The organism is Metabacillus rhizolycopersici, from assembly GCF_020075705.1.
Map to the genome: position 1 here is coordinate 1 of NZ_JAIQUM010000035.1, position 21986 is coordinate 21986.

Here is a 21986-nt window from a genome sequence, read left to right on the forward strand (position 1 = left end):
GGCGAACTGTTTAATGGACGGGATCGAGTCCCAAGGGCGCGAACGTTCTACCCCGGCTACCGTTATCATATATCGATATAAAAAATGGTCAACCAGAAATATTTTCTGGCTGACCTTATAATACGAAAGAGCGCGATTGTAGAGCAACGCAGGTAGAAAATGATCAACCTTTTTTATAAAACCCAAACTTAAATCTACTGGATAAGAATTCATTTTGATCAATCATTTTTCCAAAATGGATTCTTTTTATCTATCGTAAAATATGGGTTTTCGAGGTATTTTTGATTAAACTTTTTTTCAAAGCAACACCTGTTAATCCGCGAAAGTTTTTCTACCAGTTATAACTCAAACTCCCATTCTTCTTTTAGGAATAAATAAAGAGTTAAGAGTGCATTTTCTAATTCAGAAGCCTCTTTCCCTTCGATTTCAATTCCAATTTTCGGTAACAAAATTTCCGCCATTTTATTAGTTAATTGCACCCTCTCATCTTTAGGAAGCTGAAGTAGTCGATGGCTATACGTTTTGACTAAGTTCCATTCTTTTGCACCTAACGATCTAAATGCCCATTCTTCAATTTCTACATCATCTTTAGAAAGCCCTCTCCGTTCAATTTCCTTCTCAATAGCAGATAGCCTACTTTTTTTCTTTGTTTTTCTTTCATGAACGACAATTGTCCCTGCCACTAGATCTCCGATTCTTTTATTTTTAGGATGGAAAAAGATCATTAACATCCCTACTAAATAATTTGCTGGTAAAGAATCGATAATCCTTACTAAATTTCGAATAAAACTGGATAAAATCGTCAAACTGTGTCCATTTTCCTGAATAACTCTTATCCCAACCACGCGCTTCCCAATCGTTTTCCCACCAGAGAAATATTCAAGTACAAAAAAATAGCCCCAATTTAATAAAAACAGAACAATTAATGTGATTGCAATTGGGTATGACATGAATTCATCAGCTAGATAAAATAGGTCGTCAAAACCATATAAGACCAAACCTAAGCCAATGATGATGATTACATTCACTGTCATTAAAATGAGTTGATCAATGATAAAGGCGGCGGTCCTACTTCCTAGTCCTGCTGACTGAAACTGAAGAGAAACAAATTCAGGTGTTTTAATATCGACTTGTTCTTGATTCATCTAGGTCACTCATTTCATGGTTAATTTTTCCTGTAGGTATTTCTATTTTTCTTTGAAATTACTATAATAAAGAGTGAAAGTAATTACTTCAAAATTTAGTAGATATATCATCGATAAGCAGGTGTCATAATGAATGTAAAGCAATTTGTAAAGCAGCATCGTGAAGAGTGGAAACAGCTTGAACAATTGATAACCTCCTTACATAAAAAAAGACATTCTATGTCGGGGGGAGATATTGATCAATTTGACCGCCTCTATCAAAAAACGGCTCAACATCTTTCTTACAGCCAAACGTATTTTCCAAAAGAGGATGTCACCTCATACTTAAATGGGCTTGTTTCAAAAGCACATAATCTTTTGTATAAAGATCAAGTTTCAAGCCTAAAACAACTTCAGCACTTTTTCAGCAGCACATTTATCGGCTTATTTTTAGAGCAATGGAAGTTTGTACTAATCGCTTTGATCCTTTTTACTGTTGGTGCATTAGGTAGCTATTTTGCGATAATCAATGATTCTCTTCATCTCTATTCGATTCTACCTGCTGATATTGCCGGGGGAATTAATCCAGAGCAACTCGGAACAGGCGATGGTGCAGTTGATTCGCCGCTGATGTCAGCAACAATTATGACAAATAATATTCAAGTTGCAATTTTAGCATTTGCTGGTGGCGTTACATTTGGACTGGTAACCGTTTATTTATTAATTTATAATGGCATCATTATTGGTGCACTAGCCGCTTTATTTTGGCAACATGATATGGCCTATGAATTTTGGGCATATATCGTTCCTCATGGAATGATTGAGCTTACAGCCATTTTCATTGCAGGTGGCGCCGGGTTGTTAATGGGCTATAAGCTCTTTGTTCCAGGTCCGTATTCAAGAGGATTTCAATTAAAGCAACAAGCAAAGCGATCTGTCCAATTATTCCTTGGTACTGTCCCATTATTTGTGATCGCAGGTATTATTGAAGGCTTTATTACACCTGCCTCCATTTCACTTGAAGCTAAATATATTGTTGCATTCTTAACCGTTATTGGCTTACTTCTTTACATCGTTATTGGAAAGCTGTTATTGAAGGAACAAAAGCGCAAGCGCCTTGATCAGCCTCAGGCATAGCATAAGACGATCAGGAATAGAAGGTGTTTTTCACCTTCTATTCCTGATTGGCTTATGACCCAAGAGGGGCTAGGCGCTTACGCTTGCTGTCGTGCGCTTATCCACAGTTCAAGAATTTTATCATTTCCTAAACGACGAAGAGAGACTACAGGAGCCCTCGATTCATAACATCGATATAATGAGAAACAACTGTAATAGCAAGTTTCTCTTCACGGGCTTCTATCATCTGGAGGCCCTGGCTTTCCCATTTTGTTTTTTCTCGTTTTTTTATTAACATTTGTTGCTGGGCTATGCTTTTCATCATTGTGTTTTGTATATCAACAGGCTTCTCTTTTATTTTTCTTCGTAGCAGCTCATCTTCAATTCCAATCATTAAAAATAAATGGCGCTGTCTGAGTCGCTTTAAATACGTTAGCGCACTCTCTTCATGAAGAAATGTTCGGACATCGCTAAATAATAAGATAAGGCTTCGTTTCTTTTGCACCGTTTGTAAATAGGTGAAAACAGCAGCATAATTTGATTCGGCTGGATCGACCTTCAAGTTGTAAATCGCTTGGAGTATTGTTTGCAGATGAGCCATTTCCTTAGCCGGTGGTACATACGCTTTTACATCCCTTGAAAAAGCTAAAACAGATACATAATCGCCTTTTGGTAGAGCAGCTGCCGCAACCGTTAACGCCGCCTCTAATACATGCTCCAACCTATTCCCTTTAGTCAGCTCCGCTCCCATCATTCTTCCACAGTCAATTAAAATTGTTATATATTTCCCATGCTCTGGTTCATATTCATTCGTCATGACCTGTTGGAGCTTAGCTGTTTGACGCCAGTTAATCTTACGAGGATCATCCCCGACAACAAAACTTCTAATCTTCGTAAACTCTCCGCCACCACTTTGATGCTTTCTAATTTTTAATCCATCATATAATAAAAATTTCTGTGCATTTTCTAAATAATTCCTCGTCACTGTTAGATCTGGAATCACTTTTACCTCATCATGCAGCACAGCCGTTACTTGCTTTTCCCATAAACCTAAAACACTTTTATAGCGAAAATAAAGGTTATGAATCTCATACCTCCCTCTTATTTCGGCAGTGGTTTCGTATGTAGCGACGATCGTTTCTTCCTTTTGCATTTCACCATGAAAAGGAAAGTGGTTATGGAATGATTGGGAAATTCCGTCAATAAAACGAAAACTTAGCGAATGCCGTGATGAGTTTCTTATTTCAATCTGAACAGGGTACGAAAGTCCTCTTTCCATTTCACTTTGAATTTTCCGTTTAAAACTCAGCTGATGCTTATTTGGGGATTTCCGTAAATCTAGTAAACTCACTAACAAGACAACACTGTTTACAATGATGATAAAGGTCCAGGAAATATCCCAGACAGTCCTGATTAAAAGAACGATTGACACGAAAACAAAAATCCAAAGTAAGCGTTTTGTTGGTAAAACCCCTCTATCTTGGAACAGGAATCGCCCCCACAAGCTCTTCAATGATCTGGTCAACGGTTGCTCCCTCCAATTCTATATGTGGGGATAATTGAATACGATGCCTTAATCCAGGTTTCGCGACCATTTTTATATCATCAGGTGTCACATAATCCCGGCCAGATAAATACGCCCAAGCTTTCCCTGCTTTCCCGATCGATATCCCTGCACGAGTACTCGCACCAACACGAATAGCATCTGTTTCCCTCGTCTTTCGAACAAGTTTCATCATATAGTCTAGGACATTATCTCCTATAGTAACTTGCTCAATCTCTTTTTTGACAGCTATAAAGGTTTCAAGATCTAACACTGGTGTCACAGTTCGTTCATCATAACTGTTTTCAAGAACTTGTTTCAACACATCTTTCTCTTCTTCAAAAGAAGGGAAATCAATTGTTAGCTTAAATAAAAAACGATCCTGCTGGGCTTCTGGTAATGGATATGTGCCCTCGAATTCAATTGGGTTTTGGGTAGCTACCACAAAAAAGATATCAGATAATTGATAGGTTTCTCCTTGAATCGTGACTTGCTGTTCTTCCATTGCCTCTAAAAGTGCTGCTTGAGTCTTTGCTGGTGTACGGTTTATTTCATCTGCCAGTAAAATATTTGTAAAAATCGGCCCTTTTAGCGTTTGAAATGTACCATCCTTCATGTTGAAAATTGTACTTCCCGTAATATCACTTGGTAACAAATCAGGCGTAAACTGGATCCTCGTAAAGGTTCCTCCTACTAGATTAGCAAGAGATTTTACCATCTGAGTTTTCCCTGTCCCCGGGACTCCTTCTAACAAAACATGTCCTCCTGCTAAAATTGAAGATAATAGCAGTTTAAGATTTATCGTTTGTCCGATTATTCGTTGTTCATATTTCTCTAGTAGGGATGCCAATTGTGCGTTCATTATCCTCCACCTCTTTCCTAAGTTGATCTAATTTTTTTGACCAGGTTAAATATTCTTGCTTGGTTAGTCTCTCTTCTTTCAGTATCTTGGATAGACCTTCGAGGAAAGAACGAATCTCAGCCTCAGGCATGCCCTTCAACTTTTCTAAAAGGTACCTCTCAATATCTATCCATTCCTTACTATATGAAATTCCCCACCGCTCCTGTAAAAGTAGTTTGACATAATCAGCTTGAATATGAAGGGAATCTTGAAAACGACGGCTTCTTATATACCAAGCAGCTAATGCCTTAATTCTTTCATCACTAAAACGTACGGTATCTTCTCTTGGAATAACGATCATTCCGAATCTTTTTCCTTGATACCAAAGGAACAAACATGTGAGTATTGCACCTTGAATCAATACGAGGGAAAACCACTTTGGATATACATTTACCATCGAAGTTGCATCCTGCTGTCCATGAACATACTCATTAAAGAAAACAGTTTCTGGATTTACTTCTTTAATAAGAGTCAAGAGGATCGGGAGATGATCAGCCTCTAGAATATTTCCATTTGTCATCCATCCTGGTGTGTTTGCAACAATTAATTGTCCCTTCCCATAAGCTCGTTTTAATGCAACAGGATGCCCATTTTCGCTATGTAATAAGATTTCATCCTGAACATCTGTTTCAAAAAACACAACAGATTCTAGTTCAGAATTGTATTGCCTTCCATTTTTGTCAGCTAGTGTAAGTGGTACTGAAAACTCATCATTAAACATAATACGTAAATCAAACAAACCTCTAGGATTTTCTTTTAGTAAAAGGATCGTATTACCCGCTTCCATAAAAGTGATATACTCCGCTATTTCATCGGAATTTGGAGTGACGGATGGCTCTACCATGACTACTAATTGATTTTTGTCACTAGCTGGCAATAGATTTGGTGGTTGTGTCCATTTGTTAACGGAATCCATTTCTTTCTCTAAATACGAATAAAATGCTTTTACACCTGTAGGGAAAGGAGAATACGATACATAATCAGGGTACTTCTTTGGCTGCCCAACTTCTGCGAAATAACTGCTTACCATAATGATGAGCATAACGATGAGAAGCCACGTCCATTTCCCTTTAAAAAATGTTAATTTCTGCACAACGTATTTATTCCTCCTTTCCCTTTACTTTTTTGCGTGCTTCGAGATTCTGTTCGTAGCTTAACCATTTCATTGCATCGTTTTTGAACTGAATGTATTCCTCTTGTTGGACTATTCGTTCACCATATGTCACTTCATCAAAAATAAGCGCTAGACCATAAAATTGATTTGCCCATTGTTGATTTACTTTTTTGAGCTCGTCATAATACTCCCAGTTCGTCTTCCAAATCCGTGCGGTCAACCATTCCTTTTCATGAAAATAAAGGAGTAACGCTAAAAACATATGGCGTGTTGCTAGTGTGTACTCCTTCATCGTTTCACGATTCGTTGCTTCAGTCAGATGCATGTCGTACGTCCAATGCATTTCGTTCATTGTTTGAAGTGGTTTATTGTGATGTAACGGTTTCTTTCGTTTGTAATTACGAATAAGAAAAAAAGTGAGCAGGAGCAATAGGATCAACGTAACGGCAATGATGATGAATAAGACTGTCCCTGAGAAATCCCTTGAAATTTCAATGGTAGGAAACAACTGATCTAGCAAGTTAGCAAACCATTCTTCTAGCTGCTCCCACCATGTCTGAATCAAACCTTTTGATTCTTCTTGGTAAGCCTTGTATTCTCTACCATTTAGTATTTCCTCGAGCTCTCCTCTTGCCCGGTCCTCATTTAACATACAACTCCTCCTCATTCGCACTTGTCACCCAGTGAAGAGTCAGAGGTCAACATAGTTTTCATGTGCGAAGTCAATTCATCTTTTTTTTCTATGATCGATTGAAGCATCTGATACATTGCTAGATTTATAGAGTATAGTCTTCAATCATATCTTTTAAATCATCTGCATCATGTCTTATTTTCAAGTCAAAATACATCACCGCATAACCTACAGAGAAAATCATCGTTGTTAATAAAGTAACAAGATTCACAATCATTGTTACTAACACACTAGATCCTAAAAACATTGTAAACGATAGTTCAATCGCACCACTTATACTACTAATAATGAGTGTAAAAATAATATAAAGTCCAATTATGACCCATGTCCGTTTACGTGTTAGCCTCCAGCTTCTTAAGAAACCTGGTGTCCCTTCTTTAAGAGTAACAGAGCCAAAATAGAAGCTCCAACGGGTCATTAAATAGACGAAGCCAACTGCAAATCCCAGAAATAATATTACGCCCAACAAAATACTCAGAATCGGATTGCTTTCAAATCCAATAATCCCGACTAGGAACCCAATGATTGCTGGTATGAGTATGATCCCAAATACGATTAGACAAAACAAGATGGTACTACCAAACAACGGCCAAAATCTTGTAAATGCTTTTTTGATAACAGAACCAATTGTATATTCTTCGTTATTTCTAATATGGTTGACTGCAAGTAAAATTGCCGCTTGAGCTACGGGCAGTAATACAAGACTAGCAAATATAATAATTATGTAACCAATATCAATACCTATGTTACTCGAACCTGTATAAGCTGTCGTTTCAAGACGAGAGATTATTTCCTCATACCATACCCCTCCCGTTCCTGTTTCTCTAAAAAAACTCGTTCCTGATATAAGTAAGATAATAGCTTCTAAGAGATAAAGCGGTCCGATTAAAAATAAAAAAATCAAAAAAAAGTCTGAAAAGCGGTTTTTACTTAACCGAAAAGTATAATCAAGAATTTCTCCAAATCCCTTTGGTTTATTAAACTGTACATTCACTTCCATATTCCTCCCCTAAAATAATTTATAATTGTCAACATGAACTATTTTATCATTATTTTGGTATGTTCCAAACGAAAAATTGTAAATATTTACAATGCGTATTCATACAAATGACTTGCTCAGAAAGGTGTACGCCTGTGCTTAAATTAGATGAATATGTCACTCAGCGATTGTTTTCGCCATGGTAAGGATCTTTTTAGCGAGAGGCGTTAAGCTAAATCCTCCAACGATTGCTAAACGACAAAAAAGGAGGTTAGCCATTGAGCTAACCCCTCCCTCTAACTTTATGAACTTAGTAATATCTAATGCCTGTCCAATACTTTTTTTCAAATTCGGTGCTTTCTTAATAGATGGTAGATAGCAGTTTTCCCTGTTCTCCACTTTTTTTAGAGGAACCATTTTCTACAAATTGTTTATGCCATAGCATAAAGGTAATGATTGTCCATAGTTTACGACTATAATCATGTTTACCTAATGCGTGTTCATCTAAGAGGTGCTTCGCATAGGCTTTATTCAGTAAATTTTCTGTATGACTATTTTCTATTAATGAGACTGTCCAATCATAGAGTTCATGTTTTAACCAAATCCGAATTGGAACTGGGAAGCCCAATTTTTTTCGATTCACGACATGGGATGGAATAATATCTTTAAAAGCTTTCCTAAGCAGTGCCTTTGTAACTCCATTTTGAATTTTACTTGAAGCAGGAAGAGAAGCTGCTACCTTAAACACTTCTTTATCAAGGAATGGCACTCGTAACTCAAGTGAATGAGCCATCGTCATTCGATCTGCCTTCGTCAAAATATCTCCCTTTAGCCACGTATTCATGTCAATCGTCTGCATTTTTGAGACATCATCTAAATGATTGACTTGTTGGTAAATCTGATCTGTAATCGTTTTAAAGCTAGTGTCATAAGGATATGCTAAAACCTTTGATAGTTCTGGATCTTTAAATATATGCGCATTACCAATATAACGATTTTCTAACTTTGTACATCCTCGATAGATGAAGCTTTTACCTTTCATACCCTCTGGTAGTTTCCTAGATGAAGAGAGAAGTATTTTCTTCATCGCATGAGGAATATATTTCCACACCGCCAAATCATCTGGCTCTTTGTAAATATTATATCCAGCAAAAAGTTCATCTGATCCCTCACCTGATAGGACAACTGTTACTTGCTTCCTAGCTTCACGTGCAACAAAATATAACGGCACAGCAGCAGGGTCTGCAACAGGATCGTCTAAATGCCAAATAATTTTTGGGAGTTCATTTATAAACTCTTCTGGTTTAATCAAATAGCTATGATGGTTCGTACCAAGCATAGAAGCTGTTTTCTCCGCAACATCCACTTCACTGTAATTTTCATCCTCAAATCCAACTGAAAATGTTTTAAGTGTTGGAGATAATTGACTCGCAAGCGATACGATAATCGTAGAATCAATTCCTCCTGATAAAAAGGCACCGACTGGAACATCACTTCTCATATGCTTTTCGACCGACTCCGATAATGCTTCGCGGATATTCTTCATCTCCTGCTCTTCATTAGTCGAGCTACTCGGGCGAAATTCTGATTTCCAATAAGGAATGAATGTACATGTTTCCTCTTCTGCCTTTTTTATGAAATAACTACCTGGCGGAACTTTTCGAACGATTGTATCCATCGTTTTTGGTTCAGGTACATATTGAAATGCTAAATAGTGCTGTAGGGAATCTTTGTCAATTTGTATGTGATGAATAAACGGCAGAAGGGATTTTTTTTCTGATGCAAAAAAGATTCCATCTTGCCGATCTGCATAATAAAAAGGCTTTATTCCAAAATGATCACGAGCACCAAATAATGTTTTTTCGATTGTATCCCATATTAGAAAAGAAAACATTCCTCTAATTTTATAAACAACATCCTTGCCAATCGCAGCATATAAAGCAACTAATACTTCTGTATCACTACTTGTCTCACATGTAATCCCGAATGATTTTAGTGTTTCACGCAATTCTATATGATTATATATTTCTCCATTAAAAGTAATCATATAGCGACCATTCGCATAGCTATATGGTTGATGTCCGTTTTCTTTATCAATAATACTCAATCTTCGAAACGCCATCGACATATGTTGATCATGAAAATATCCTTCATCATCTGGCCCCCGATGAACAATTTCACCGTTTGCTTTCTTAAATAATTCCATTCTTTCGGGAGTTACTACTGTTTCCTCATGAAATAGACCTGCTATAAAACCACACATAATTACATCTCCACCCTTTAATAAATAACCTGTTCAAAGTAGTATTTTTCTATATAAGTATTTGTTTTTAAAAACACTTAAACAATCTATTGCTTATGAGACGTTGCTCACGTCGAAATTGTTGCAAACTATTTGGTTTATCGTATCCTATAACAAAAAAGAAGAGCCCAGGCCCCTTATTGAACGTCAATCGAAGTTTCAATATGGTCATGAACCTCTTCTCTTTCAACGTGAACAACTATTTTATACATACCCTCTTCTTCAAACTGATAATCAGATATGTATGTTCCTTTTGCGGTAGATTCCGCTGCATCTATGTAATGATGATGCTCTTCTCCATCCTTCCAAATTTCAAAGCGGACCATTGCTTGTGAGAATGGTTGATTGTTTTCTTGGACAGTTGCTGTTAGCTGTACTTTCGTTTTCGCTTGAATTCCTGTTAATTCGCCTAATGTAATGTTTACACTAGATGAATGATGATCTCCTTCTGCATGGTTTGCATGCCCGTGTTCACCGTCATGCTCTTCTCTAACCGTTGCTCCCGAATCAGCTTCTCCTACCAGAATCTCCATTTTCGGCATCGTATGATAGCTTTTTACATCTGTATGAGCGATTACCTGATACGTCCCATCTTCCTTAAAAGAATAATCAATTTTATATGTCCCTGTATCAACTAGCTTTGCTTCAACTTCTTCTGACTCTTCTCCTAATTTAATCTCGAACGTGACTTCTGCATCATCTACTAATTCTTCACCATAATAAACGTGTGCAGCTATTTGTACATCCTCATTTTTATTCACATGATCCTCTGCCATAATTTCCACTCGTGGTGCTTTAACCTCTTCTTCAGTCGTTTGAGGGCCTATCTGATTATTTGATTCTTGACAACCACTTAATATGAACATAAAAATCAAAAACGAATACGCTACCATCTTATTTTTCATTACATTCGGCCTCCAATTATTCACCCACTATAAGATATAACATAAAATAAGGATTTTCTGTAGTATTTATCCCATTTTTACCTTATTTTTCATTATTAGTTCACCTTTCTAAGAAATCAAAGAGAATATTAAAAGGCCTGATGCTTTAATTGAGGCATCAGACCTTTTTCTACTATTATTATTTATTTAACGCTTCTTTGCTTAACACGTCAGCTTTGTCAGTTCTTTCCCAAGAAAGATCAAGATCACTACGGCCAAAGTGTCCGTATGCAGCTGTTTGTTTGTAAATTGGGCGTCTTAAATCAAGCATTTTTATAATTCCTGCTGGACGAAGATCAAAATTGTTACGTACAACTTCAACTAATACATCTTCAGATACTTTACCTGTTCCAAATGTATCAACTGAAATCGATACAGGCTGTGCAACTCCGATTGCATATGCTAATTGAACTTCACATTTGTCAGCTAATCCAGAAGCTACGATGTTTTTCGCAACATAGCGTGCAGCATATGCAGCAGAACGGTCAACCTTTGTTGCATCCTTACCAGAGAATGCTCCACCACCGTGGCGTGCGTAACCGCCGTACGTATCAACGATAATTTTACGTCCTGTTAAACCTGCATCACCTTGAGGTCCTCCAATAACGAAACGGCCTGTTGGGTTAATGAAATATTTTGTATTTTCATCGATTAAGTCCGCAGGTACAACTGGGTTAATAACATGCTCTTTTAAATTACGTTGGATTTGTTCTAACGTAATTTCTGGGTGATGTTGAGTCGAAATAACGATTGTATCAATACGAACTGGTTTGTTGTTTTCATCATACTCAACTGTTACTTGTGTTTTACCGTCAGGGCGTAAGTAAGGAAGAATTTCTTCTTTACGAACTTCTGTTAAACGGCGTGAGAGTTTATGTGCTAGTGAAATTGGAAGTGGCATTAATTCCTTCGTTTCATTACAAGCAAATCCGAACATCAATCCTTGGTCACCTGCACCAATTGCTTCGATTTCTTCGTCTGACATTTGACCTTCTCGAGCTTCTAGCGCTTGGTCAACACCCATTGCAATGTCAGCTGATTGCTCATCAATCGCAGTTAGAACCGCACAAGTTTCCGCATCAAAACCATATTTAGCACGTGTATAACCGATTCCTTTTATTGTTTCACGAACGATTTTTGGAATATCAACATACGTGCTTGTTGTAATTTCTCCTGCAACAAGTACTAACCCTGTCGTAACAGACGTTTCACACGCCACACGTGCATTTGGATCTTTTGCGATAATCGCATCAAGGATTGAATCTGAAATTTGGTCACAAATCTTATCTGGATGGCCTTCTGTTACAGACTCAGAAGTAAAAAGACGTTTTTTAGTCATGGTATAAATCTTCCTCCTCATATTTATGTTCATTCTTTGATCCGGAACTCTTCCCTAAGTATGTTTACCTATAAGATAAAGCTGGCTTACCGCCTAAGTCCTTACGACGAAAGTTTAAAGATTTTTATACAATCATCCATGAATTAGGAAGTCTGATCGTACAAATAATCACGTTGGCATGTTTTGTAAACAGAAGTTTTTATGTACCTTTACCACATGCTTGTCCTGGTAAAACTCCAATGAGAAGATACTCTTTTCTGTTATCAAAAAAAACCTTTCCTAAATGAGGAAAGGTTTTGTAATTGTTCATCGCCTTTCGCTCTTATCGATCAAGGGCTTTCGCCTTGCATCAGGTTAGCACCTTTGCATCGGAAAATGTCACTTTAGATTACGCGCATCTTACATAGAGACTATCAATAGGTAGTTTTTACTTAGGTAAAAAACCGCTATATCATAGTATCTCAATCATTCATACGTAGTCGCCATTTTCCTTTGATAGCAGGTTGCTGGGTTTCATAGGGCCTGTCCCTCCACCAGCTCAGGATAAGAGAATCCGTTCAAGGAAATATCATAGCGTACTCGTAAATTGGTGTCAAGATAAAATAACGATAGCCATCTATCAGTTAGGTTTTTTTTTATCTGACGGCTAGTGCAAATCACCTACATATATACGGCAGTTATCCTCCACCTTCACTTCTTCGATTCATTAAAAGGATTAGAGATGGGAATATTACTGCTTAGATAATGCGGGATAAACATCCCGATTAAAGAACCTTTCTCTTTCTTCTTAAATAAACTTATATTATCGAACCTACACATTATTGTTCCCCATTTTTGAATTAAATTATAAATATTACTTCTATGATCCATACAAAGTATGTAACTTTTTTTATTTTTTTAACAATTAGTATGCTTTATTTTTATTAATGTGTTATACTATTAAAAACAAAGTCAGAATATTTAATTATTTAATTAAAACCTTTTGTTTATCATATCGAAAAGGATGGTATTGGGGATGAATATGACTGCGATGACAACTGAACTGACACAATTAATTAATGGGGAAAATGTAAGACATAACCTTTCTGTTGCTCAGCTTGTGGAAGAGGTGCTTGAGCGCAAAGAAGGGATTCTAACTTCAACTGGGGCCATTCGAGCAACTACAGGTGCTTATACTGGTAGATCACCGCAAGACAAATTTATTGTAAGAGAACGATCTGTTGAAAATAAAATTGATTGGGGAAGTGTTAACCAACCAATTTCAGAAGAAGCATTCAATAAACTTTATCTTAAGGTTATCTCTTACCTGAAGGAACGAGATGACATTTATATTTTCGATGGATTTGCCGGAGCAGATCCACGCTATCAATTACCTCTACAAGTAATCAATGAGTATGCGTGGCATAATTTATTTGCGGGGCAGCTTTTCATTAACGGAAGTGAAGACTCCATTTCAAATGAACAACCGTTTACCATTCTTAGTGCACCAAATTTTAAAGCAAACCCAGAGATTGATGGCACAAATTCCGAAACATTCATTATTATTTCGTTCGAGAAAAGAACAATATTAATTGGTGGTACTGAATATGCTGGTGAAATGAAAAAATCAATTTTTTCAGTTATGAACTTTTTGTTACCAGAAAACAATATTCTTCCTATGCATTGCTCTGCAAATGTTGGATTTGAAGGCGATGTTGCCTTATTTTTTGGATTATCAGGGACAGGAAAAACAACGTTATCAGCAGATCCAAATAGACGGCTAATTGGTGATGACGAGCATGGGTGGTCTACTTCTGGTGTCTTTAACATAGAAGGTGGTTGCTACGCAAAATGCATTAATTTATCTAAAGAAAAAGAGCCACAAATCTTCAGCGCAATTCGCTATGGTGCTGTTTTAGAGAATGTAGTTGTAGATGACGAAACACGTGAAGCTGATTATGATGATGCATTTTATACTGAAAATACACGTGCAGCCTATTCATTAGATGCAATCGATAAAGTGATCACACCGAGTATCGCAGGGCATCCGCAAACGATTGTATTTTTAACTGCAGATGCATTTGGAGTGCTCCCTCCAATCAGTAAATTATCAAAAGAACAAGCAATGTATCACTTTTTGAGCGGGTACACTAGTAAGCTCGCAGGAACTGAACGTGGAATAACAGCACCTGAAGCAACCTTTTCAACATGCTTCGGTTCACCATTTTTACCTTTAGAAGCAACACGATATGCGAATATGCTTGGTCAAAAGATTGATGAACATGGAGTCCAAGTATTTTTAGTCAATACCGGCTGGACCGGTGGTGAGTATGGTGTTGGAAATCGAATGAAATTGAAATATACAAGAGCAATGGTCCAAGCGGCAATTGAAGGAGATTTAGATTATATTGAAACATTGAAGGACGAAATTTTCGGACTAAACATTCCAATTCACGTTCCTGGTGTCCCTGATGATATTTTAAAACCGCATCTTACTTGGAACTCAAAAGAAGCTTATAATGTGAAAGCAAACGAACTGGCATCCAAGTTCAAGAACAACTTCAAAAAGTTCACACATGTTTCTCCTGAAATTGAGAAATTTGGAGGACCAATCAGTAAATAAGGAAATTATTTAAGGCTGTATGCATATGCATACAGCCTTTATTGTTTAGCGTACTATAACTGTGGATAAGCGCACTGCATCCAGCGTAAGCGTTCGGTCCCTCTTGGGTCTAAGCCACTTTTGAATTGAAGGCAAAAACACCTTCTATTCAAAAGCGTCTTATTTGCCCGAGGCTGATCAAGGCGCTTACTTTTGTTCTTTTACTTAGTTTTCTTTTAATTTGTCGAATTGAGCGCAAGTAAGCGATACGTGACAACTGTCTTATTTTCTGCGAGCTGGAGCTTTTCTACTATCGCTTTACCAACAATTTCTCCTTCGATTGTTTTTCTAACCTCTATAGGAATGTCAATTGGATAAATTCTGTACCCTTCCTTCGTTAACTGGAACATATTTTCTTCGATTCGTTGTTCATTTCCTTTTGTCACAATCATCGTATTAAATTCAACCGGCATGCCCATTAGAATCCCTCCTATTTTTTATAAGATAAATTTCCATTAGTATGGATTTTCTCAAGCCGCATTTGTCAGACTTCATTTCCTCTAGACGGTGAGACAGCCTATCTAGTTCATCATATCACCTTCGTACTAATTTAAAAGTCTGCTTATTGATTTTTCATCCACAAACAAAGTCTATGTAACGTCTCACGATTAACTTTAGGCGAAAAGTAATGAGTAAATTCCTTGAAGTACCAGCTTTCAACCCGTTTATTTAATTCCTTTAATCGTTTTTCTAGCCTGTACGCATGCTCAATCGAGACATTTTTATCCTTCACACCGTGTATAATTAATACAGGAGCATGCATTTTCTCTAATTCGTACAGTGGTGTTCGCCACTCATATCGTTCAGGGTATTTTGTCGGAGCACCTCCAATCACTCTTTTCAGCATTCTACGGAGATCCTCTCTTTCGATATAGGTTAAAAACATATCAGATACTCCACCCCAAGTGACAATCGAGCATACATCTTTAGATAGGATACCAGCCAATAACGCCATAACACCGCCTCTTGAAAACCCAAAAAGATGGACTCGATTAGGTTCAACTTTCGGATGCTGCTTTAATAATTCAATACTGGAAATGGCATCGTAACGATCATCGCCTGCAAAGTCTTCATTCCCTTCGCCACCCTGATTCCCGCGATAAAACGGTGCCATAACAACAAAGCCTTCTGAGGCGAATTGAACAATTCTTCCTACTCTAACCATCCCAACGTTCTTGATTCCACCGCGTAAATAGAGGAAACCATCATAGCTTCCAGCTGCAATCGGCTCTGCTAAGAGGCCTTTTACTTTTAAGCCATTTGACATATAGGTCACAACCCAAAGCTGAATAGTTGGATTTGGTGATGGATATTTTACTTTACTAAGTATTTTGCCGTTCATCGTACATTCCTCACTCTTTCAGTCTTAATTACATCTTTTATTAACATACCCTAAATTTTAATGTTACTAAATGAATCATAGGCATTCACACATTTTTTGAAGTTTCATAACCTATCATAAGTTCCCACTGTATCTCCAATCATCCTTAAACAAATCATACGTTTTCTTATCTATTTTATTAGAACAGCTTGATGTATCGCTAGTCCAAATAGCAAAGACGTTGTTTTTTATCTCCTATCGACCACTAGCAGAAACATCATGGAACGGAAAAAATTTAAGATACTTATCATCTAGGAGGTTTGCAACATGAAAAAATGGCTATTATTGTTTTGCCTTTCACTATTGCTTGTTTTACCACTTGCAGCATGCAACCAAAATCAACCTGAAAAAATTAAAGTTACCGAAGTTACCCACTCGATTTTTTACGCACCTTTCTATGTCGCACTAGAAGAGGGATTTTTTGAAGATGAGGGACTTACGGTTGAATTGACGACTGCATGGGGTGGAGATAAGGCGATGACTACCCTTCTTTCTGACGGAGCCGACATTGCGTTAGTAGGCTCTGAAACATCTATTTACGTCCAGTCACAAGGTTCTAGAGACCCTGTCATCAACTTTGCCCAACTCACACAAACGGATGGTACATTCCTTGTTAGTCGCGAAAAAATTGATAATTTTACATGGGACCAATTAAAGGGCAGTACGTTTTTAGGGCAACGTGTAGGTGGAATGCCACAAATGGTTGGTGAATTTGTCTTAAAACAACATGATATTGATCCACATGCCGATCTTAAGTTACTGCAAAATATTGATTTCGCCAATATTCCAAGTGCATTTGCTTCAGGTACTGGTGATTTTGTTCAATTATTTGAACCAACAGCAAGCATCTTTGAACAGGAAGGTACAGGTCATATTGTTGCATCTTTTGGATCTGAATCTGGTAAAGTTCCTTACACAACATTTATGAGCAAAGAAAGCTTTTTTAATGAGAACGAAAGCACAGCAAGAAAATTTACTGCAGCAATTTATAAGGCACAGCAATGGGTTGATGAAAAAAGTGCGCGTGAGATTGCTGAATCAATTGCTCCTCAATTTAACGATACAGACTTAAAACTGATCGAAACAGTTGTAGAACGCTACAAGGAACAAGGCTCTTTCGCAACTGATCCAATTTTAGATGTTGAGGAATGGGAAAATCTTCAAAATATTATGGATGAAGCTGGTGAGCTTCCACAACGGATTGATCATGAAACTCTTGTAAATACCACTTTTGCGGAGGATGTGGCAGGGAAGTAAGGAGGAACCATCATGTCATTATTAACTGTCGAGAATATTCACCATATCTATTTCACAAAAGACACAGCCACCATCGCCCTACAGAATGTTCACCTTTCGATCGAGGAAGGGGAATTTGTCTCCTTTCTCGGTCCAAGTGGCTGTGGAAAAACAACCCTATTGTCAATTATAGCTGGGCTCATTAAGCCTGTCGAAGGAACTGTAACTCTTAGTAATAAAATAATCACAAAGCCTGATTCAATAATCGGTTATATGCTACAACAGGATTATCTTTTCCCTTGGAAAACAATTGAAGATAACATTACATTAGGTCAAAAAATTATAGGCAAACAAACAAAAGAAATGAAACAAAACACGTTAGATCTTTTGCAAGAAATGGGTCTCGAAAATGTCGAAAAACAATATCCAAGTCAGTTATCAGGCGGGATGAGGCAAAGAGCAGCATTAGTTCGTACATTGGCTACAAATCCGAAAATCCTTTTACTTGATGAGCCTTTTTCAGCGTTAGACTATCAAACAAAGCTGAGGCTCGAAGACTTGGTTGTGCACACATTAAAGGAATACAAAAAAACGGCTTTACTTGTCACTCACGATATTGGTGAAGCAATTGCCATGAGTGATCGAATCTTTGTATTTTCTTCAAAACCAGGAAGGATCATCCGGACATATCGAGTACCTAAGGAATTAAGAGAATTAACACCGTTCAATGCTAGACAGCACCCATCGTATTCAACACTATTTCAAATCATATGGAAGGAGTTGGATCAGCTTGAAACAGAATGAAACGATTGACCTCCTTCATAAAAACTATAAGCGTGGACTTGAAATAGAAAAGAAATGGGTACGATTTTATCAAATTCTCATTTTTATTAGCTTTTTTGGATTATGGGAAATAGCAGAGCGGAGAGGATGGATTGATCCGTTATTATTTAGCTCACCATCAAAGATATGGAATCTATTTATTGTAAAACTACATGACGGCACCCTTTTATCACATATTGGGGTTACGCTTTTTGAGACAATTCTAGGGTTTATTTTGGGTACATTACTTGGGGTATTACTTGCTGCTATACTATGGTGGTCCGCACGATTTTCAAAAATAATCGATCCTTATCTTGTCGTTTTAAACGCAATGCCTAAAGTAGCACTAGGTCCAATTCTGATCGTTGCGTTAGGACCGGGTTTTGTATCAATTATTGCAATGGGGACGATCATTTCTGTGATCATTACAACAATAGTCGTGTACACTTCGTTTAAAGAGGTAGATTCTAATTATATTAAAGTTCTAAACACATTTGACGCCTCTAAATTGCAAATATTTAATGAAGCAGTACTACCAGCGTCATTTCCGACGATTGTTTCAACCTTGAAAGTGAATGTTGGATTGTCATGGGTAGGAGTGATTGTAGGAGAGTTTCTTGTTTCAGCCAGAGGTTTAGGCTATATGATTATTTATGGCTTTCAAGTATTTAATTTTACTTTGGTGCTATTAAGCCTTTTCATTATTGCCTTTTTTGCAACTATTATGTACCAGGGTGTGGGACTTTTAGAAAAACGCTTTATTAATAGCGGGAAAAGAGGGTGACAAAGACAATCCCTCGAAACTTGAGGGCTAATCTGTTGTCACCTCTTACTTTACATAGCCCATTTCTTTTTTATTTCTATAAGACTTCTTTGTAAGACATCATCTTTCATGATAAAGCTATATTGTTTATTTCTTTTCACACTGATTGGAATGTCTTCCATTAAGATTGGACCAAATGTTTCAAAATAAGTTTCCTGCTTAATTAGCTCACTAATTGTTGCGTAATAAATATTTTTAACAATCGTCTTCTCTTTACCCGTTACCTTGTATTGACCAATATATTCAATTGTCTTAATCCTACCGCCTGTTTCTTCCTTCACTTCTCTAATTGCTGCTTCTTTTGCTGTTTCATTTTCTTCGACTTTTCCTCCGGGAAACTCGTATCCACGATCTGAATGCTGTGTTAACAGCCATTTATCATGATAACGACAAACTACCCAAACATGCTTTGGATCCTTTGAAAAAGGATGATCTTCAAACGATAATTGTACTTCATTGTGATAATAATCAATAAACTGATACATAAACTAATCCCTCAATTTTTTACTTTCTATTCAAATCTTATCACAATGTTAATTTTCTGTATAAGGTTTATTCTTGTTCATCTATTTTTGTCATTAATCTTTGTGTACGAATATGTTCTCTTGTTTGCTCATCCCCAAGGTCATACAGCATTTCATAAATACGTTTGTTCGCATTGTCAACCTCATCGTTTTCACTGTCATAATGATATTCAATAAATGGCAATTGTGCACGATAAAAACCTTTCCAATCTGAGGAATAAACCTGATCAAAATAGTGACGAAGCTGAATTATTTCTTCATCTGTTGCTTCAATTTTAAAATTCCACGGAGAAACAGTACTTAATTCCGTAATCAGCCCATCACCAACTGAAATATAGTAAGTTTTCTTCGAATTCCCCATGATAACAACCCCTTCTTTCATTCTTTATTTATCTTTTACTCGGGCCATTGTATTTATTCAATTTGTAAAGCAGAGGAATGATTTTATAACTTAATGCCGAAAATAAAAAAAACTTCTTTTTTAGTCGCAATTGGAGGTCAAATGAGGATGAATCACGAATTTTTCACCAACCCGAAAATAAGTAAATTCCGAGCAGATGAAGAAGATGTTAATGCCTATGTACAATCGATGATACGTAACACAAATAAGCAAGAAATCCTTACATGGATCAATCACATGTCTGAACACGATTTACATTTGCTTATCTCCCCCTATATTACAGAAAAAATGACTGAGGAACTCGCTGAAAAGGAAAGTTGAGATACAAAAACAGGTGGAAATCATGATGATTTCCACCTGTTCGAATTTCTATTTGATTATTCATTTTCCTAAGAATGATTTTAACATCCAATTATGTTTCTCGAGGCCTTGATGAATAGCTAAAAGCATATCACCAGTTGTTTCATCGCCTACCTCCGCAGCAAGCTCCATACCTTCTTTTGATTCATTTACTAGCAAAGCGAAATCATCGTAGACACTTTGGACCATTTGCTCAGCTGTCAAAGACCCCTCTGCTTCTTGAATCGATGAAAGCTCAAGGCATTCTTTCATTGTCGCAACTGGTGCACCATCTAAAGCTAAGAGACGTTCTGCTAATTCATCAATATGGACCGCAGCTTCATTATAAAACTCTTCAAACTTTTCGTGTAATGTGAAAAAATTCCCGCCCTTAACAAACCAGTGATAATTATGTAATTTTACGTAGAGGACCGTCCAGTTGGCAACCTGTTTATTCACCGTGCTAATTAATTTTTCTGACATTGAAATTCCTCCTACTTTTTAAAATTTAATCTACACTTTTAGCTTGTACTAAAACTTCCAATATAATCTACATTTTTGCATGATAAAATGAGAGCTCTCTCAATGTAGTTTTGCTCCCCATTAAGAATGAGATAGTAGGAGAGGATACGGGAACATTCTATAAGATTTTTTCATTGAAGTTATTAACAGACTTAAGTATACTCTCAATATCGAGTAAGTGAGAGGGGATCATCATGACAAGAAAGATTGTATTACCACCGAAGAAGGAACGTCACAAGCTTTTCGGTTCCATCGAACCAGGATTAAAGCTGAAACCTACTGAAAAAGCCCAAATGCCAGATTTACAAAACACAAAAAGGGACTTCCTTTTTTCAATAGACGCAGTGGGTATTAGCAACGTAAAGTACCCAATTATTATTGAATCTGATTTGAATCCAAAACAACAAACAACCATTGCTAGTTTTAAAATGACGAGTAAAATCTCTCATGATTCTAAAGGAACAAATATGAGTAGATTTACGGAACAACTTGAAATATATCGTCAAAACGGTGGATTTATCCTTACAATTAAAAACCTATTTGACTTTACAAAAGAATTAGCCGAGCGCCTAAAGCAGCAAGATGCGAGCATTGAAGTAACCTTCCCATGGTTTTACGAACGGAAGGGTCCAAGCTCAGAATTGATTGGCCTAAATCACGCCGACGCTAAGATTTCAGTTTCATATGTGGACGGTGTCGGGTTTACAAGCTCCGCTTCCTTAACGTGCGGTGTGACAACCCTTTGCCCATGTTCAAAAGAAATAAGCGAATATAGTGCACATAATCAGCGTGGTTTTGTCACAATGAATGTTGAATTTACAGAGGATTATCATGAAAATAAAGATTGGAAAGTTGCTTTATTAGAAGCAGCAGAAACAAACGCTAGTGCAATGATTCATCCGGTTCTAAAACGCCCTGATGAAAAAATGGTTACTGAGACAGCATATGAAAATCCACGATTTGTTGAAGACATGGTAAGATTAGTAGCAGCCGATTTATATGAACTAGATTTTATTCAGGCATTTACAGTTGAATGCCGAAACGAAGAATCTATTCATTTACATGACGCGATTGCTAGTTTAAGCTTCCGGAAATAAGCAAAGTGAAAACGCCAATTTCAGCCTCTGGCAATAAGACCCACATGAAAAATGACAGTGCTCATTATGTGGTTTGCAAACTTGAGCGAGAAAACGGTCTTAAAATCCTATACATCTTGTAAGTAAACCAAAAAGTCGGCATTCCCTC

General features: G+C 37.1%; 22 protein-coding genes and 1 riboswitch. Of the genes, 7 read left to right on the top strand and 15 right to left on the bottom strand.

Annotated features, from left to right (window positions below):
- Together K9V48_RS15220 and K9V48_RS15225 are read right to left on the bottom strand one after the other, a co-directional pair.
- Window positions 1–222 (bottom strand): hypothetical protein (locus K9V48_RS15220; protein WP_224139892.1); only part of this gene is annotated, 222 nt, incomplete at its 3' end.
- A gap of 116 nt (window positions 223–338) precedes the next feature.
- The gene (locus tag K9V48_RS15225; RefSeq protein WP_224139893.1) at window positions 339–1145 is read right to left on the bottom strand and encodes an RDD family protein; all 807 of its coding nucleotides are present in this window, start codon (window positions 1143–1145) and stop codon (window positions 339–341) included.
- A gap of 129 nt (window positions 1146–1274) precedes the next feature.
- Here K9V48_RS15225 and K9V48_RS15230 point away from each other — a divergent pair, with 129 nt between their 5' ends.
- Window positions 1275–2261 carry a stage II sporulation protein M gene (locus K9V48_RS15230; RefSeq protein WP_224139894.1) on the top strand — a complete coding sequence of 329 codons (987 nt, stop codon included), beginning with the start codon at window positions 1275–1277 and terminating at the stop codon, window positions 2259–2261.
- A 145-nt stretch (window positions 2262–2406) separates the two neighbouring features.
- Here K9V48_RS15230 and K9V48_RS15235 read toward each other — a convergent pair whose 3' ends face one another.
- The 8 genes from K9V48_RS15235 to metK form a co-directional block, all read right to left on the bottom strand.
- Window positions 2407–3765: a DUF58 domain-containing protein gene (locus K9V48_RS15235; RefSeq protein WP_224139895.1), complete on the bottom strand. Its 1359-nt coding sequence runs from the start codon at window positions 3763–3765 to the stop codon at window positions 2407–2409.
- Window positions 3716–4645: an AAA family ATPase gene (locus K9V48_RS15240; RefSeq protein ID WP_224139896.1), complete on the bottom strand. Its 930-nt coding sequence runs from the start codon at window positions 4643–4645 to the stop codon at window positions 3716–3718. The genes K9V48_RS15235 and K9V48_RS15240 overlap by 50 nt, the downstream gene beginning before the upstream one ends.
- Window positions 4608–5777 (bottom strand): DUF4350 domain-containing protein, encoded by a 1170-nt coding sequence (locus tag K9V48_RS15245; RefSeq protein ID WP_224139897.1) that lies wholly within the window; start codon window positions 5775–5777, stop codon window positions 4608–4610. The genes K9V48_RS15240 and K9V48_RS15245 overlap by 38 nt, the downstream gene beginning before the upstream one ends.
- Before the next feature lie 7 nt (window positions 5778–5784).
- Window positions 5785–6450, bottom strand: coding sequence for a DUF4129 domain-containing protein (locus K9V48_RS15250; protein ID WP_224139898.1), 666 nt, complete (start codon window positions 6448–6450; stop codon window positions 5785–5787).
- A 124-nt stretch (window positions 6451–6574) separates the two neighbouring features.
- Window positions 6575–7483 (bottom strand): hypothetical protein, encoded by a 909-nt coding sequence (locus K9V48_RS15255; protein ID WP_224139899.1) that lies wholly within the window; start codon window positions 7481–7483, stop codon window positions 6575–6577.
- Between the two features lie 346 nt (window positions 7484–7829).
- Window positions 7830–9731, bottom strand: coding sequence for an asparagine synthase (glutamine-hydrolyzing) (asnB, locus tag K9V48_RS15260; protein WP_224139900.1), 1902 nt, complete (start codon window positions 9729–9731; stop codon window positions 7830–7832).
- 176 nt (window positions 9732–9907) lie between these two features.
- Entirely contained in the window at window positions 9908–10675 is a 768-nt protein-coding gene (locus K9V48_RS15265; protein ID WP_224139901.1) for a FixH family protein, read from the bottom strand.
- Window positions 10676–10853: 178 nt separating this feature from the next.
- Window positions 10854–12053, bottom strand: coding sequence for a methionine adenosyltransferase (metK, locus tag K9V48_RS15270; RefSeq protein ID WP_224139902.1), 1200 nt, complete (start codon window positions 12051–12053; stop codon window positions 10854–10856).
- Between the two features lie 319 nt (window positions 12054–12372).
- Window positions 12373–12603: riboswitch (SAM riboswitch) on the bottom strand.
- 465 nt (window positions 12604–13068) lie between these two features.
- On the opposite strand from metK, the gene pckA reads away from it, so the two are divergent.
- Window positions 13069–14655, top strand: a complete 1587-nt coding sequence (pckA, locus tag K9V48_RS15275) for a phosphoenolpyruvate carboxykinase (ATP) (RefSeq protein WP_224139903.1) — start codon at window positions 13069–13071, stop codon at window positions 14653–14655.
- Window positions 14656–14870: 215 nt separating this feature from the next.
- Here pckA and K9V48_RS15280 read toward each other — a convergent pair whose 3' ends face one another.
- Both K9V48_RS15280 and K9V48_RS15285 read right to left on the bottom strand, forming a co-directional pair.
- On the bottom strand, window positions 14871–15113 hold the full coding sequence (locus tag K9V48_RS15280) for a DUF2584 domain-containing protein (protein ID WP_224139904.1): 243 nt from the start codon (window positions 15111–15113) through the stop codon (window positions 14871–14873).
- 143 nt (window positions 15114–15256) lie between these two features.
- On the bottom strand, window positions 15257–16036 hold the full coding sequence (locus K9V48_RS15285) for an alpha/beta hydrolase family protein (protein WP_224139905.1): 780 nt from the start codon (window positions 16034–16036) through the stop codon (window positions 15257–15259).
- Window positions 16037–16342: 306 nt separating this feature from the next.
- On the opposite strand from K9V48_RS15285, the gene K9V48_RS15290 reads away from it, so the two are divergent.
- The 3 genes from K9V48_RS15290 to K9V48_RS15300 are packed head-to-tail and all read left to right on the top strand — an operon-like array spanning window position 16343 to window position 18917.
- The gene (locus tag K9V48_RS15290; protein WP_224139906.1) at window positions 16343–17332 is read left to right on the top strand and encodes an ABC transporter substrate-binding protein; all 990 of its coding nucleotides are present in this window, start codon (window positions 16343–16345) and stop codon (window positions 17330–17332) included.
- A gap of 12 nt (window positions 17333–17344) precedes the next feature.
- Window positions 17345–18115 carry an ABC transporter ATP-binding protein gene (locus tag K9V48_RS15295; RefSeq protein ID WP_224139907.1) on the top strand — a complete coding sequence of 257 codons (771 nt, stop codon included), beginning with the start codon at window positions 17345–17347 and terminating at the stop codon, window positions 18113–18115.
- Window positions 18102–18917, top strand: coding sequence for an ABC transporter permease (locus tag K9V48_RS15300; protein ID WP_224139908.1), 816 nt, complete (start codon window positions 18102–18104; stop codon window positions 18915–18917). The genes K9V48_RS15295 and K9V48_RS15300 overlap by 14 nt, the downstream gene beginning before the upstream one ends.
- A gap of 50 nt (window positions 18918–18967) precedes the next feature.
- Here K9V48_RS15300 and ytkD read toward each other — a convergent pair whose 3' ends face one another.
- Together ytkD and K9V48_RS15310 are read right to left on the bottom strand one after the other, a co-directional pair.
- Window positions 18968–19441, bottom strand: a complete 474-nt coding sequence (ytkD, locus tag K9V48_RS15305; RefSeq protein ID WP_224139909.1) for an RNA deprotection pyrophosphohydrolase — start codon at window positions 19439–19441, stop codon at window positions 18968–18970.
- Window positions 19442–19508: 67 nt separating this feature from the next.
- Window positions 19509–19841, bottom strand: a complete 333-nt coding sequence (locus K9V48_RS15310; protein WP_224139910.1) for a hydrolase — start codon at window positions 19839–19841, stop codon at window positions 19509–19511.
- 147 nt (window positions 19842–19988) lie between these two features.
- Between K9V48_RS15310 and K9V48_RS15315 the strand changes: the two genes are divergently transcribed.
- Window positions 19989–20201, top strand: a complete 213-nt coding sequence (locus tag K9V48_RS15315; protein ID WP_224139911.1) for a hypothetical protein — start codon at window positions 19989–19991, stop codon at window positions 20199–20201.
- Window positions 20202–20261: 60 nt separating this feature from the next.
- On the opposite strand, the gene K9V48_RS15320 is transcribed toward K9V48_RS15315, so the two are convergent.
- Window positions 20262–20702, bottom strand: coding sequence for a Dps family protein (locus K9V48_RS15320; RefSeq protein WP_224139912.1), 441 nt, complete (start codon window positions 20700–20702; stop codon window positions 20262–20264).
- Between the two features lie 233 nt (window positions 20703–20935).
- Between K9V48_RS15320 and folE2 the strand changes: the two genes are divergently transcribed.
- Window positions 20936–21838 (top strand): GTP cyclohydrolase FolE2, encoded by a 903-nt coding sequence (folE2, locus tag K9V48_RS15325; protein ID WP_224139913.1) that lies wholly within the window; start codon window positions 20936–20938, stop codon window positions 21836–21838.
- Window positions 21839–21986: the final 148 nt, after the last annotated feature.

Coding starts and splice junctions, on each gene's coding strand:
- metK (WP_224139902.1), bottom strand. CDS start 12,053: ATGACTAAAAAACGTCTTTTTACTTCTGAGTCTGTAACAGAAGGCCAT.
- K9V48_RS15230 (WP_224139894.1), top strand. CDS start 1,275: ATGAATGTAAAGCAATTTGTAAAGCAGCATCGTGAAGAGTGGAAACAG.
- asnB (WP_224139900.1), bottom strand. CDS start 9,731: ATGTGTGGTTTTATAGCAGGTCTATTTCATGAGGAAACAGTAGTAACT.
- folE2 (WP_224139913.1), top strand. CDS start 20,936: ATGACAAGAAAGATTGTATTACCACCGAAGAAGGAACGTCACAAGCTT.
- K9V48_RS15285 (WP_224139905.1), bottom strand. CDS start 16,036: ATGAACGGCAAAATACTTAGTAAAGTAAAATATCCATCACCAAATCCA.
- K9V48_RS15290 (WP_224139906.1), top strand. CDS start 16,343: ATGAAAAAATGGCTATTATTGTTTTGCCTTTCACTATTGCTTGTTTTA.
- K9V48_RS15315 (WP_224139911.1), top strand. CDS start 19,989: ATGAATCACGAATTTTTCACCAACCCGAAAATAAGTAAATTCCGAGCA.
- K9V48_RS15295 (WP_224139907.1), top strand. CDS start 17,345: ATGTCATTATTAACTGTCGAGAATATTCACCATATCTATTTCACAAAA.
- K9V48_RS15240 (WP_224139896.1), bottom strand. CDS start 4,645: ATGAACGCACAATTGGCATCCCTACTAGAGAAATATGAACAACGAATA.
- K9V48_RS15310 (WP_224139910.1), bottom strand. CDS start 19,841: ATGGGGAATTCGAAGAAAACTTACTATATTTCAGTTGGTGATGGGCTG.
- ytkD (WP_224139909.1), bottom strand. CDS start 19,441: ATGTATCAGTTTATTGATTATTATCACAATGAAGTACAATTATCGTTT.
- pckA (WP_224139903.1), top strand. CDS start 13,069: ATGAATATGACTGCGATGACAACTGAACTGACACAATTAATTAATGGG.
- K9V48_RS15225 (WP_224139893.1), bottom strand. CDS start 1,145: ATGAATCAAGAACAAGTCGATATTAAAACACCTGAATTTGTTTCTCTT.
- K9V48_RS15265 (WP_224139901.1), bottom strand. CDS start 10,675: ATGAAAAATAAGATGGTAGCGTATTCGTTTTTGATTTTTATGTTCATA.
- K9V48_RS15280 (WP_224139904.1), bottom strand. CDS start 15,113: ATGGGCATGCCGGTTGAATTTAATACGATGATTGTGACAAAAGGAAAT.
- K9V48_RS15250 (WP_224139898.1), bottom strand. CDS start 6,450: ATGTTAAATGAGGACCGGGCAAGAGGAGAGCTCGAGGAAATACTAAAT.
- K9V48_RS15320 (WP_224139912.1), bottom strand. CDS start 20,702: ATGTCAGAAAAATTAATTAGCACGGTGAATAAACAGGTTGCCAACTGG.